This is a genomic window from Hymenobacter sp. UYAg731 (assembly GCF_054061335.1).
Genome location: NZ_JBSSEC010000006.1, coordinates 225,179 through 239,209 on the forward strand (window position 1 = coordinate 225,179; position 14,031 = coordinate 239,209).

Below are 14,031 nucleotides of genomic sequence, written 5' to 3' on the forward strand. Positions count from 1 at the left end.
GCAGATTTTGAATTATTTAAACAATTAGTTAAGTTGTTAGAAACAGTAAATGTATAAATATGCCTTTAAAACATAGCAAACGATGTTGTGAATTGCTTGACATGAGGTGATTGCTGGGTATGCACGTTGTACCACAATATAATTATTCCGCACCGTCATCAGGTTTATTAATATCTGATAATTAAGAAAAAATATTGTTTTTATAAGTATGAAGCCTGGCAATAGCCGGCTTCTCCCGCCACTGCAAGCGCCTGTGGGCATCGGCCCGGCACCCGCGCCGCGCCACCCCGCATGAGACGCAAATCGGCGTGCCCGGCCGCCCCACCCACTTCTGAAAATACCGCCTGCGCCTCCCGCTGAAAGAAATGGCCAACGCCGTGGGTTTCAACTAGCCGCTCTGGCAACTGGCGAGCGCCAGCGGGTAGGGCTGACACCAGGCGAATAGAACAAAACCATAGCGCAAACGGGCCGGCGGAGACGGCCGGGTAAATTTCGCCCGGCCGCCTCTGCCGGCCCGTTTGCCAGTTGAGTGCCCGGCCAGTCCACCGTTGCCAGATGCTAATGCAACCCTGTAAGCTCAGAGCCGGCATGATGAGTAAATGTAATTTATCTTATAATAAAATTATTGCCAAGAAACCGCCGATAGGTGAACTTATTGTTGCGGTTTGATGCAATTACTCATTTTGGCAATCCGATACTGATGCTGAATTCGTATGCACAAAAGCCTCAAAATATGCCTTTGTAGCATGAATGAACGTTTTTTGGAATAGAGGTAAGCCAAAAATTCAGGTGCGTATGCAGGTTTGGAATCGAAAAAAATGCTTTTCCCAAAGGCCGGCCGCCTGAATAAATAACGATGCTTATATGTGATTAATTTTCAAGATTAGCTTACGATTTAGGATTTTTATAAGTATAAATTGTTTTGCCCGCATCCGCATATGATGCTTCCTGATTTTAATAGGGGTCAAATCCCACTTTCGTCCGGAATGATGCTGGGTTGGTCGAAGTTCACTTCCTCTGCCTCTGCTTCAGGGATAGTTTTGTAACCAGTTAAAAAGACGAAATACCCCTTGAGCAATATAGCTTTTTGCTTTAAAAACAACGACTTACTAACAATAAACTTTTTTAATACCCTTCCCCATTTCTTATGAAACCTCTCTTACGACTCCTTCTGCTGCTGCTGGCGTGGACCGCGTTGCTCAGACCGGGAACCGCGCAGGCCCAATGTGCCCAGACGAATACGCTCGACTACACAACCGCGACTGCTGGTGATAGAAAGACTACCACTGAGACAATTAGTGGCACCAGTTTCACTTACAGCGGCTACAACTCGACTTCGCCCACCGTTCGCACTTTCGCGGTCGGTACGATTGGTAACCTGAGCGGGACTTCGTTGATATGGCAGGAAAACAGCCAGAATACGGACCCCAATACGGCATCCATTACCCTGACCTTCACGCGGCCGGTTAGTAACCTGTCGTTTGTTATCCAGGATTTGGATTCGGACCCCACCACCAACTTTACCGATAACCTCAAGCTGGACGGCTTTCCTACCCAATCGGGCGGTACGGCAGCCACGCTGACGGCTGCCAACTTTGCCTTCGGGGCCGACAACAAGTTTGTTAGTCCTAATACGGTGCAGGGAACGGCTGCGGCTGCGGCGGGCGACACCAAAGCCAACGTAACCATTACGTTCAGCACGCCGGTGCAGCGCCTGGTCCTTACCTATTTCAACACCTATCCTTACGCCGTCAACGTTACCCGGCAGCAGACGATTGGTATCAATACCATCTCCTGGTGCGCCCAGGCCGACCTGACCACGACCCTGGCCGCCGTTTCGCCGGTAACGGCCGGTACCACTGCCCAGTTCAACGTGACGTTTGCCAACACCGGCGAGTTGGCCATCGCGGGCAACACCACCCCTTATGTGCAGCTGCCAGCGGGCCTGACCAACATAGCGGCCACCAACGGCGGCGTCTACAACCCGGCCAACTTCCGGGTAGAGTACCCCGGAACCACGGCCAAGGCGGCCAATTCCACCTTTAGCTCGGCCATCACCTTCACTGCCCCCACTACGGGGTCGGTCGCGGCTACTTCCAACATTACCTCGGCTACCGCCGAAACCCCCGACCAAAACCCCAACACGGCCAACGCATCCATCGCCGTAACGCCAATAGTGCTGAGCGGCCGGGTGTATGAAGACGCCAACTACGGCGGCGGCTCGGGCCGCGCTTATGCCGCTGCGGCAGGATATAGCCTGCGGCCGGGTGTGCTGGTTGAGCTTTATAGCAATGCCAACGTTTACCTGGGCTCCACCATCACGGATGCTTCCGGCAACTACTCGTTCAACGTGCCCAGCGCCGCGACCTACAAGGTGCGGGTGTTAAACAGTTCGGTTACGTCGGGCCGCCCGGGTGCTACTTTCACCACCGCTGCGGGCGGCTACCGCGTGAGCACCGAGGCCGCCGTGCAAACGTATAACGGCACTACTACCCGCGTTGGGGGCGAGGAACCCAGCAAAACGGATGCTGCCGCTAATACCGGCGCCCAGACCCTGACGGCCCTGACACCCGGCGGGGGAACCACCACGCCGGAATCGTTGGCCACGCTGGCCGTGACCACTTCGGGCCTTACCAACCAAGACTTCGGCTTCAACTTCGACCTGGTGGTGAACACCAACGATGCCGGCCAGGGCTCGTTGCGGCAGTTCATCACCAACAGCAACACGCTGACCAACGCCGGCCTGGCGCAGGTGGGCCAAACGGCCGGCAAGGAAGCCTCCATTTTCATGATTAGCGACGGACGCACGACGGGGACCATTCCGGCGGGCACCCGTTCCGGCGTGAACGGTGGTGCCGCCAGCGGCGGTGTGGCTACCATTATGCTGAGCACGACACTCCCTAATATCACCGATGCCAACACCACCATCACGGGTCTTACGCAAACGGCCCTCTACGGCAACACCAGCCTGCCGATAGCCGAAGTGACTACCGGCCCGGAAGTAATCGTAAACTTCAACGGACAGAGTGGCTTAACCGTAGCGGCTACGGGCACCAACGCCAGCATCATCAGTCTGGGGCTGACGGGTACGCTGGCGACGGGCGGCTCCACGACCGGGGCGTTGAGCATTCTGGCAACGGGCGCGGTGGTGCAGGACAACACCATGAATAACAACGGGGCCAATATGCGCATCAACGGGGTCGGCGGAGCCACGGTGACGGGTAACGTGTTTCGCGATGCCCTGGCCAATAATTCGGATGGTATTGAGTTGACTACTTCAGCCAACAACACCATCACCAATAACCAGTTTCTGAACAATGCCGGCTACGGCATCGACTTTATTGCCGGGGCCAACGATGGCAACACGATTTCCGGCAACCTGTTCAAAAACAACGGCCAGCTTTCGAGCAACGGCCAAACGGCGGGCATTGGTATTCGAAGCAACAGCTCTAACAATACCATCAGCAACAACACGTTCACGGCCAACATCGGCGACGGTATTACGGTGCTGCAAGGGGTGAACAATGTGATTTCGCAGAATTCTTTCTTTGGCAACGGCGACTTAGCGATTGATTTGGCGGTGGCAAGCGGCACCGCCTACCAGGGCGATGGGGTGACGCTGAACGACTCGGGCGATGCCGACGGCACGGGAGCTACCGCGTCGGGCAATGGCCTGTTCAACTCCCCGGTTATTCAGTCGGCCACCATCCGCAACGGTAACCTGGTGATTACGGGCTTTGCCACGGCCAACTCGGTAGTGGAAATCTACGTCTCGGACAATTTCACGACTACCCCGGGCTTTGGTGAAGGCAAGACGTACTTGGCCAGCCGCACCGAAGGCTCGGCGGCGGATGCTGACGCGGGCACGGGCACTTATGCCGCCAACGTCAACGGCCTGAACCAAGGCACGGAAACCGGCCAGCGCCGCTTCACTTTCTCCATCCCGCTCTCGTCGCTCACGGCTGCTCAGCTGACTGAGTTGAATGCTACCAACGCCAAGCTGACCGCCACGGCCACCCTGGCCACGCTCACCAACGGCAACCAGGGTACTTCGGAGTTTTCGGGTACTGCTGCGGTGCTGGCAGCCCCCACCGCCAACAACGACTTCGCCACGACCACGGCCAACCCGGCCGCGCCCATCACCTTCAGCGCCATTGCCAACGACACTCCGGCTGACGGCTCGCTCGTGGGCACGACCATCAATCTGAACCCCAACAACATCGCCGGGCAGTCGGCTACCACCTTCACGGTGGCCGGCCAGGGCACGTTCACCACGGTAGGCGTCGCCGTTGGGTCGGTGAAATTCACGCCGGCCAACCTGACCTTTACGGGCAATGTGACCATTCCCTACGTCATCAGCAACAGCGAAGGCGTGGTATCGAACCAGGCTAACCTGACGGTGTCGGTAACGCCGGTGCTGGATTTGGTAACTGCCATCACCGCGCCCGCCAACAACGGCAGCGTGACGGCCGGTGCCGCCCTGAGCTACACCGTAACGGCCCAGAATGCCAGCGCCATTGCGGCCAGCAACGTGACCCAGACCCTGCAACTCGTGCCCGGCCTCACCAGCAATGGCGGCCTGGTGACTTTCACCATCAACGGCTCGGCCAGCCTCACGCCCACTTACGACAATGCGACGGGCCTGGTGAACTTCACGCCAACGGCCATCGCGCTGGCGGCCAATACCACGAACACCTACGTGGCCAACTTCACCAAAGCGCCCGCCAGCGGCCCGGTTACGGCCACGGCCAACATTGGCAGCACGGCCGGCAGCAATGGCCCGGAGCTGAACCGTACCAACAACTTCGCCACCAACACGGTAAACATCACGCCTTCGTATGACGTGTCGACCACCATCACGGGTTCGGTAAATGCTGCCGGCCTACCTGCCTCGGTAGTATCCGGTGCTCTGGTGACCTACTTGGTGCGTACCACCAACGCGGCGGCTTCGGCCTCGCCGGCTCCCGGCGTTATTCAGACCGTGACGTTTGATGGCAACCTGACCGTGGCGGCCGATGGCACCACTACCGGCCTCTACATCTCGAACGGCGGCACGGCCGCCTACAACTCGGGCACCAACAAAACGGTGGTAACCTTCCCGACCCTGAGCACGCTGCCCATCGGCCAGACGGTGACCAACACCATCAGCTTCGCGGCCCCCGCCTTGGTGGCCCCGGCTACTACCTTCACCTATAGCGCCACGGCCAACGTGCAGGCCAACGGAGCGGCTACTCCGGGTGCCGCTAACCCCGGCGATACCAACACGGCTCCCGCTGCCGGCTCAAATGACGTGGCCACGGTAAGCACGACGGTAATTGCCCCCGTGGGCACCCCCGCCAACGTGTACACCACCATCAGCTCGGACAAAACGGTGACCACCGCGGGCACCACCGTTACCCTAACGGTAGTGGCCGGCAACCGCGGCGCGGGCACGGCTGCCAACGTATTGCAGCAAGTGCAGCTGCCCGCCGGCCTCGCCGGTGTGACGGTAGGCAACGGTACCTACGACTCGGCCACGGGCATTGTGACCTTTACTAACATTGCCACTCTCGCGCCGCAGGGCACCAACCCGCTGCCGTTCACTATTCAGTTTACGGCCCCGGCCAGTGGCCCAGTATTGGCTACCGCCACCGTGCGGGAGGCCAACGCCGACCCCGTGCCGGCCGATAACGTGGCCGAAGTGAAAGTGGACATCACCACGACTACCGATGTGAGCACCACGCTGGCCGGCCCGGCTACCGCGACCGTCGGCCAGGCCGTAACCTACGCCGTAACCACTGCTAACACCGGTATCAACACCGCCTTCAACGTGGTGCAGACGGTGCAGCTGCCCGCTGGCCTGAACGCCAACGGCGGCGTGACCTTCGCCGGCACCACTGCCGGCACCTACGACAATGCCACGGGCGTGGCCACTTTCTTACTGGCCAGCCCGCTGGCCGCCGGCAGCCGGCAGGTGAATAACCTCACCTTCAGCTTGCCCGCCAGCGTAATTACCGACCCCTCGGGCGCTACTACGGGCAGCAACCAGCTGGCCCTGCTGGCCGGCGTCCGCACTTCGACCACCGAAACCAGCAGCACCAACAACTCGGCCACGACCATCACGGCCGTGACGCCGGCTGCTGACGTAACGGTAGCCGTGAGCGGCCCGGCTTTGGCCCTGGCCGGCAGCCCCGTAACCTTCGCCGTGACCACGACCAACAACGGCCCGGTGCCGGTGGCTTCCATCGTTTCGACCCTGCAACTGCCCGCCGGCCTGACCACCAGCGGTGGCACGGTACTGGTGAACGGCACTGCTGCCGGTGCCAGCTACGACAACACGACCGGCCTCATCACCTTCGCCACGGCAACCAACCTGCCCACTGGTGGCAGTGTAGCCAACACCGTGACGGTGCAGATGCCCGATGTGACGCAGCTGGTGCCCGTAGCCCGGGCCCAGGTAGGCAGCGCCACCATCGACACCAACCTCGACAACAACCGCGCGGATGCCATCACGACCATTACTAATACTGCGGTAGTAGGCGCGGCCGATTTGAGCACGAGCATCAGCATTGCAGGTGGTGTGAGCACGATACTCCCCGGCGCTTCGGTTACCCTGAACGCGACCTTCACCAACCTGGCGGGCGGCATCACGGCTACCAATGTGGTACCCCGCCTGCAACTGCCGGCCGGCCTGGCCAATGGTGGCAACGGCGTGACCGTGGCCGGTGGCACCGGTGGCGTCTACAACAACACGACTGGTTTGGTAACTTGGAACACGGTGCCTTCGCTCGCTTCGGGTGCGGCCGCCCTCACAGGCTACAACGTGACCTTCAAGGCCCCGGCCAGCGGCACGGTAACGGGCACCTCGTTCGTGGCCTCGGCCACGGCCGACGCTGTAGCCACCAACAACGCCAACAGCACGACCCTCACCGTGACCTCGCAGGTTGATGTGACGACCAGCGTGAAAGGTCCCGTTGCCGCCCTGACGGGCAGCCGCGTAACCTACGCCGTGGTAACGGCCAACAACGGCCCTTCGCCCTCGGGTGTGGTGACCCAGACGGTGACCATCCCGGCCACTGCCACTAACATCAGCTTCCCGGCGGGCAGCACCCAGGCCCCAGCCTCGGGCGGCACCATCACCATCACCTTCCCGCTGATTAACGCCATGAGCGTGACCCCGGCCGGCGATGTGGTGAACTACGTATCCTTCGACGCGCCCAACGCCAGCTACACGGTGTCGGCCACGGCCAGCACCCCCGGCGATACCAATACCGGCAACAACACGGTGGCTACGCCCTTCGCTACCGCCGTCGACCAGACGCCTACGGCTTACGATGTGGTGAACACGCTGCCCAGCTTCCTGACCGGTGTCATAGGCAGCACGGCCGGCCCCATCAAAATTTCGCCCCTCACGGGCACCGATGCTGATGCCGGCCAGACCGCGACGCTGACCTACACGCTGACCTCGCTGCCAGCCGCCAACACCGGCATCCTGTACCTGGACGCCGCCGGCACCACGCCCGCCCTCGCCGGTGTAGGCTATACGGCCGCTCAGATTGCTAACCTGTACTTCAACCCGCGCGGCACCATCCTGGCCACCGACCCGACCTATGTCGGCAACGTAACCTTCGGCTACATCACCACGGATACGCCCGGCCTGACTTCGGCCCCGGCGCTGTATACCATCGCGGTGGGCAAGGACGAGAAATCGACCGCCGTGAGCAGTGCTACCAAGGGTCGCACGGTGAAGTACCAGAACCTCGACGTCGTTGTGAACCTGATTGATGTGAACACGGTGAAGTATAACACCGATGGCTCACTGCCCTTCGGCAAGTACCTGGCCGACCGCTCCGTTAACCCGACTCCAGCCAATGGGGGCCTCACCAGCGTGGTGCAGACGGGTGGTACGCTGGCCGCCGGCCTCGCCCTCGATGCCGCTACGGGTCAGATTTACGTGCTGGACCGCACGGCCATCCGGTCCGGTACCTACTCGATAACCGTGACGACCATCGACGCCAACGGCGGCACCAACACGCTGACCTACTCCTACACCATCGGCGACTTCCCGCTGCCGGTAGAGCTGACGGACTTCACGGCCTCGGCAGTGAAAAACCTCGATGCGGCGCTGCTGTGGCACACGGCCCAGGAGAAGAACAACGACCACTTCGACGTGGAGCGCAGCCTCAACGGCACGGACTTCGTGAAGATTGGCGAAGTGAAAGGCCAGGGCAGCAAAACCACGCCCACCGAGTACGCCCTCACCGATGCCGGCATCGGCCCGAAAGCCAAAGGCCTGGTGTACTACCGCCTCAAGCAGGTGGACACCGACGGCGAAACGAGCTACTCGCCCGTGCGGCCGGTGACCTTCACCACCGCGCTGGTGCCCGCCATCACGCTGTTCCCGAACCCGGCCACCACCGGCACGCAGCTCGACCTGAGCCAGCTACCCACCGGCCGCTACCAGGTGAGCGTGCTTGACGCTACCGGCCGCATCGTGCTCAACACCACGCTGGAAGCCGGTCTGGCCCACGCCCTGGACCTGAACACCATCGCCAGCGGCACCTACAACGTGCTGGTGCGCGGCCAGAGCAACGGCCAGACCATCAACCTGACCAAGCGCCTCATCAAGGAATAACTGATGCGGCCCCGGCTCCGGCCGGCGACCATGTAAAAAGGCCCTCCCCACGCGGGGAGGGCCTTTTTTGCGTTAGCCCCAGGCGTTGTCATAACCTGAGCATCGGTTTTGAGGTTAACCCCGCCGGCCCCCTTACTGGGGCTTTTGGTATGGAATACGATGTCTTAATTATTGGCGCGGGCAGCGCCGGGCTGTCGGCGGCCCTCACGCTGGGGCGCTGCCTGCGGCGGGTATTGGTGGCCGATGGCGGGCCGCCGCGCAACGCGGCCTCGCCCGGCGTGCATGGCTTTCTCACCCGCGACGGCATCCGGCCGGCCGAGCTGCTGCGCCTGGGCCAGGAGCAACTGGCCCCCTACGAAACCGTGGAAGTGCAGTGCCTGCACATCGATACGCTCACGCGGCAGGGCAAGGGCTTCCGGGCCACCGGCCACGGCACCGCCGACGATACACCCATCACCGTGATGGCCCGGCGGGTGCTGCTGGCGACGGGCGTGAGCGACATTCTGCCGCCGCTGCCGGGCTTCCGCGAGCTGTGGGGCCGGGGCGTGCTGCACTGCCCGTACTGCCACGGCTGGGAGGTGCGCAACCAGCCGCTGGCCGTGTACGGCCAGGGCCGCACCGTGACGGGCCTGGCCCTGCTGGTGAGCCGCTGGAGCCGCGATGTGATGGTGGTGACCGATGGCCCCGGCCATCTCACGCCCAACGCCCGCCGCCGCCTGCGCCGCGAAAAAATCGGCATTCGGGAAGAGCCCATCACCCGCCTCATTGGCTCCGTGCAAGGCGACCTGCGCTGCATCGAATTCGCCAATGGCGACCAGCTGGAGCGGGCCGCGCTATTTCTGCACGCGCCCCAGCACCAGCGCACGCCGCTGGCGGCTAACCTGGGAGCGCGCCTCTCCAGCAAGGGCGCGGTGTGGGTCGATTCCAAGCGGCATACCTCCATTCCCGGCCTGTACGCGGCCGGCGATACCACCCCCGGCACCCAGCAGGCGCTGCTGGCTGCCGCCGAGGGCAACCACGCCGCCATCGTCATCAACGAAAGCCTGACGCGGGAGGAGTGCCCGAGGTAGTGGTGGTTGGTGGTACGGGTACACATTCGCCACCAACCACTCACCATTAAAAAATCACTTTGCCATGTGGGACAGCACCAGCAGGGCGGCGCGGGCGCGGGTTTTCACCGTGGCCAGCGGTATGCCAAGCTGCTCCGCCGCTTCTACCTGGGTGCAGCCGTCAAAGTAGAGCAGGTCAATCACCTCGCGCTGCTTGGGCTTGAGCTTGAGGGTAAGTTCGCGCAGGCCAATGTGCTCGGGGTTAAAGGAAGTGGGGGCCTGGGCCCGTTGCGCGCCGCTCACCTCCAGCGACTTGGTGCCGCTGTTGAAACGGTGCCGGGGGCTGCGCATCGCATCGATAGCGTGGTTGCAGCACACCCGCACCATCCAGGTAAACAGGCGGCCACGCGTAGCATCGTAGCGGTCGATGCTGAACCAGACCTTGAGCAAGCCCTCCTGCAACACGTCCTGGGCCAGCGAATCATCGCGCACCAAGCGGTTGATAACGGTGAACAGGTTCCGGGAATACCGGTCGTGTAGCACTCGTAGGGCTTGCTCGTCGCGCGCTATCAGGCGCTGCACGAGAATGTCTTCGTCCGTTGCGGGAAGCAACGTCGGAGGTGAGGTCATACAGGGGAGGGTGAAGATGCCTGGCTAATAGCTAAATAGCCGTAACGCGGGCCAGGCACCGGAGGAAAGATAAACGGAACAGAATAGTAATGTATACGGAAATAGGAGCGGGGCTAGGGGTGGAGGGGTGGTAATAAATAAAGACTTAATTGGTAGTGGCGTCAGAACCTACGGCGCATTCCCAAAGCTGGATTGCACCGGCGCGCCCGAAAAACTTGCCGCCTAATCAAACCCACGCCTGGCCGACCAACTAATTCGGTGATTTTTATGAATTAAGATTGCTGCGCAATGCCGGCCGGGAAAGCCTTGGCACAGTGGCGCCGCGCCTTCGGCCATTGTATTTCCAGCGGCGGCCATCATCCGGCCGTACAGCCTTGCACACCGATACTTTTTATGCCACACACCATCATTGCCCTGCACTACTGGGCCGGTTCCGGCCGCGAATACGACGTGCTACGCCCGCTGCTGCCCGGGACTACCTTCCTGGCCCCCGACCTGCCCGGCTTCGGCGCGCAGCCGGTGCCGCCGGGGTTCGACTACTCGGTGCGGGCCTACGCCGACTGGATAGCCGCCTACATTCAGCAGCAGCAGGTGACGGATTTTACCCTCATCGGGCACAGCATGAGCGGCAAGATGGCGCTGGCGCTGGCCGCCCGGCAGCCGGCGGGCCTGCGCCGGCTGGTGCTGCTCTCGCCCTCGCCGCCGGCCGGTGAGCCCATGTCGGAAAAAGCCCGGGCCGCTTCCCTTGCCGCCTATGGCAAGTTCAAGGAGGCGGAAAAAACCTTCCGTAAAATCACCCGCCAACCATTGCCCACCGCCCTGCGCGCCCACGTCATCGCCGATAACCTGCGCAGCACCGAAGCTGCCTGGGCCACCTGGCTGCTGAAAGGTGCCCGCGAGGACATCAGCTCCCTGATGCCTCAGCTGAATGCGCCCTGCCACCTGCTGGTGGGCGACGGCGACACGGCCATCACGCCCGCCACGCAGCGCCGCCTCACGCTGCCGCTGCTGCCGGCCGGCACCACATTCGAGGTGGTGCCGAATACCGGACACCTGCTGCCGCTGGAAGCAGCGGGCGAAGTGCGCCGGGTACTACTCGGCTAAAACTGTCATTCCGACGCCGGAGGGACCAGAGGATTGCCGTTTAACTGTTTTACCCAGATTCCTGCCGCGTCGGAATGACAGCGTAAGGCTACTACTCCAGCGCCCGGCCCCGGAACAGCAGGTAGCCTAGGTGCCCGTAGATGCCGAATCGCTCGGAGGGGTCGTCGTAGAAGCGGGCGTGCAGGGCCAGCGGCCCCACCGGCGTCTGGAAAATGAGGCCCGTGCTGGCCGTCACGCGGGGGCGGTCGAAACCCGACTTGCGCACGGCTACCTGCTGGTCGCCCTGCACCAGCGGCTGCGCGTTGAGGTGGACGTATACTTCGGTGCGCCATTCCAGCTTTTTAAGGAAAGGCTGGGTGTAGCGCACGCCCACGGCTGCGTAGCGCGCCGAGCGGTAGGTGTCCATAAACAGCGTGCGCGAATCGGGCAGCGGCGCAAATACCGGCGAGATGGTTTGCGACGAGCGGTAGTTGGTGAAGGTGGGCTGGTTGCTGGCCATCAGCTCGCCGAAATAACCCCAGGCGTGGCGGTCGCCCTTCAGCGAAAAATAGCGCTCCACGGTGGCCCGAAACTGGAGCCACTCGCGGTGCTCCGAGCTGCCCGGCTGCTGGGCCGTGGAGCCCGGCGTGTAAGTTGCCGCACCCGTGACGCCGCGCAGCGTGTACACATAGCGGTGGCCGCTGGTAGAGTACTGCTTGCGGTTCAGGGTGTTGCGGGCCAGGCGTAGCGCCCCGGTTACGCCCCGGAACACGGTGGCGTCGAGCACATCGGAAGTGTTGATTTCCTTGGAGTTGGTGTATTCGTCCTTCGTTACGAAGGTGGCCACGTCGAGCAATAGCCGGCTGCGGTAGGTGGGGCTGATGCCAAACTGCCCGCCCAGCTTGGTGTCCTGCTGCCGTACCTGGGTGTTCACCACACCGCGGCCCAGCACGCCGGCCGTGTTCTGAAAATCCCACTGGTTGTAGGTCACTTCGGGCTCGAAATAGAACGGTAGCTTGGCCGGCACGTTGATGCGGAACGAGCCGTGCGCGCCGTTGTAAAAGCGGCCCAGGCTCACGTCGGCCGAGGCGGTGTAGAGCAGCCTGCGCAGGTAGCGAAATTCGAGCCCGAAAAACAGGTTATCAATCGGCCGGTTGCTGAGCACGAAGCCCACCTCGGTGCTCACGTTGTTATTGCGCTGGGCATCGACGCTGAAAATGTAGCCCTTGCGCGCCGCGTCGTAGCGAATGCGCGGGTAGATGTTCTTGAAATAATCATCCGAAGCCAGCCGGTAGTAGCCCTCCGCAATGTCATCGAGCGAATACTCCCGGCCCGAGCGCGGGAAAAACCGCGCCGCGTACGTATTCTGGTCAGGCCGCAGGCCATGCACCTGCACTTCAATGAAGCGCGGTTTGGGGGCCAGGCCCTGAAAAGCCAGCCGCCGCCGCTGCAAGCTCGTCGAGTCTACCCGCCGGCTAATGCGGGACTTTATTTTTTCCATGCTGCGGCGGGCGGCCGTGTCGCCTTCGGCGATGAAGTCCTTCACGCGGTCGAAATCGCCCACGCCCAGGCCGTCCAAATCGGGCTGAATGTAGATGCCGTTTTTACCCACGCTGCCCGTATCGGCCACGCTGGTGCCCAGAAAGGCCACGGTGCTGGCCAGCAGGGCATCGTCGTTTTTCGGGTATTTCTTGAAAGCCACATCGCCCACGTTCACCCCAATGATGATGTCCGGGGCGAAGGTTTTCTTCATCGTGTTGGTGGGGAAGTTGTCGTACACCGCGCCGTCGTAGTAGTACTTGCCGTCGAGGTTGCGGATGGGCCGGAACGCCAGCGGAAACGACATCGAGTTGCGGATGGCGTCGGACAACGACCCGCTTTTCTGCTCCACTACCTGCCGCGTAAATACCTCCGACGCCATGCAGCGGAAGGGCACAAACAGGTTGTCGAAGTTGTAGTTGCTGCTGGCCCCGGCCGGGGCCAGCAGGCGGGCCAGGGCCAGGTTCAGGTTCAAATCATTCACCAGGTTGGTGCTGATGCGGGCCTTGAACGAGGAATCGATGGCAATGCCCAGGCGCAGGGCCGAAGGCGACGGCTCGGCGGTGAGGAAGTTGAACGTTTTGCTTTCCAGCGCCTTGCCCGAGGTCCAGTTTTGAAACTCGGGGCTGAGCACAATCTGCTCAATCTCATCGGGCGAGTAGCCGGCCGCATACATGCCGCCAATCACCGCGCCCATGCTCGTGCCCACGATGTAGTCGATGGGAATGTGGTTTTTCTCCAGCTGCCGCAGCACGCCTACGTGGGCCAGGCCCTTGGCCCCGCCGCCGCTGAGCACTAGGCCCACTTTCTGGGCCGATGCGGTGAAAATAGAAAGCGCCGCCAGCAGCAGAGCCAGCGGTAAACGAGTGCAGAAGTAGACCATAGAAGCCAAATAACAACCAGCGCCGGGAATTATGCGGCTGCCGCTGGTACGCCGGGCCGGGCCGTGGGGTTTTTGCGGCTCAAGTGGTTGGGAATTTTGCTTCTAGTAGCGTTAGGTAAAATACTTATAAATAGATGGTAAAGGAAAAATAATGTTGCCGTTCCGCCGCCGGAAGAATCGGAGTAAACCCGTTTGGTTAACCTTCAGATTCCTCCGGCGGCGGAATGACAAAG

The 14,031-nt window shown here is 61.6% G+C and carries 5 protein-coding genes; 3 read left to right on the forward strand and 2 right to left on the reverse strand.

What is annotated here, in order from left to right:
- The first annotated feature begins 1,147 nt into the window (after nt 1–1,147).
- Together ACVWYF_RS18940 and ACVWYF_RS18945 are read left to right on the forward strand one after the other, a co-directional pair.
- Nucleotides 1,148–8,614 (forward strand): right-handed parallel beta-helix repeat-containing protein, encoded by a 7,467-nt coding sequence (locus tag ACVWYF_RS18940; protein ID WP_457070958.1) that lies wholly within the window; start codon nt 1,148–1,150, stop codon nt 8,612–8,614.
- A 149-nt stretch (nt 8,615–8,763) separates the two neighbouring features.
- On the forward strand, nt 8,764–9,684 hold the full coding sequence (locus tag ACVWYF_RS18945) for an NAD(P)/FAD-dependent oxidoreductase (protein ID WP_457070960.1): 921 nt from the start codon (nt 8,764–8,766) through the stop codon (nt 9,682–9,684).
- Nucleotides 9,685–9,738: 54 nt separating this feature from the next.
- Here the strand turns inward: ACVWYF_RS18945 and ACVWYF_RS18950 are convergent, their stop codons facing one another.
- On the reverse strand, nt 9,739–10,293 hold the full coding sequence (locus ACVWYF_RS18950; protein WP_457070962.1) for an RNA polymerase sigma factor: 555 nt from the start codon (nt 10,291–10,293) through the stop codon (nt 9,739–9,741).
- Between the two features lie 393 nt (nt 10,294–10,686).
- Between ACVWYF_RS18950 and ACVWYF_RS18955 the strand changes: the two genes are divergently transcribed.
- Nucleotides 10,687–11,397, forward strand: coding sequence for an alpha/beta fold hydrolase (locus ACVWYF_RS18955; protein WP_457070964.1), 711 nt, complete (start codon nt 10,687–10,689; stop codon nt 11,395–11,397).
- Between the two features lie 91 nt (nt 11,398–11,488).
- Here ACVWYF_RS18955 and ACVWYF_RS18960 read toward each other — a convergent pair whose 3' ends face one another.
- Nucleotides 11,489–13,798, reverse strand: a complete 2,310-nt coding sequence (locus ACVWYF_RS18960) for a patatin-like phospholipase family protein (RefSeq protein ID WP_457070966.1) — start codon at nt 13,796–13,798, stop codon at nt 11,489–11,491.
- Between the last annotated feature and the right edge of the window lie 233 nt (nt 13,799–14,031).

Bases quoted from the DNA above. Each gene is read 5' to 3' on its own strand.
- ACVWYF_RS18940 (WP_457070958.1), top strand. From the start codon at position 1,148: ATGAAACCTCTCTTACGACTCCTTCTGCTGCTGCTGGCGTGGACCGCG.
- ACVWYF_RS18950 (WP_457070962.1), bottom strand. From the start codon at position 10,293: ATGACCTCACCTCCGACGTTGCTTCCCGCAACGGACGAAGACATTCTC.
- ACVWYF_RS18945 (WP_457070960.1), top strand. From the start codon at position 8,764: ATGGAATACGATGTCTTAATTATTGGCGCGGGCAGCGCCGGGCTGTCG.
- ACVWYF_RS18955 (WP_457070964.1), top strand. From the start codon at position 10,687: ATGCCACACACCATCATTGCCCTGCACTACTGGGCCGGTTCCGGCCGC.
- ACVWYF_RS18960 (WP_457070966.1), bottom strand. From the start codon at position 13,798: ATGGTCTACTTCTGCACTCGTTTACCGCTGGCTCTGCTGCTGGCGGCG.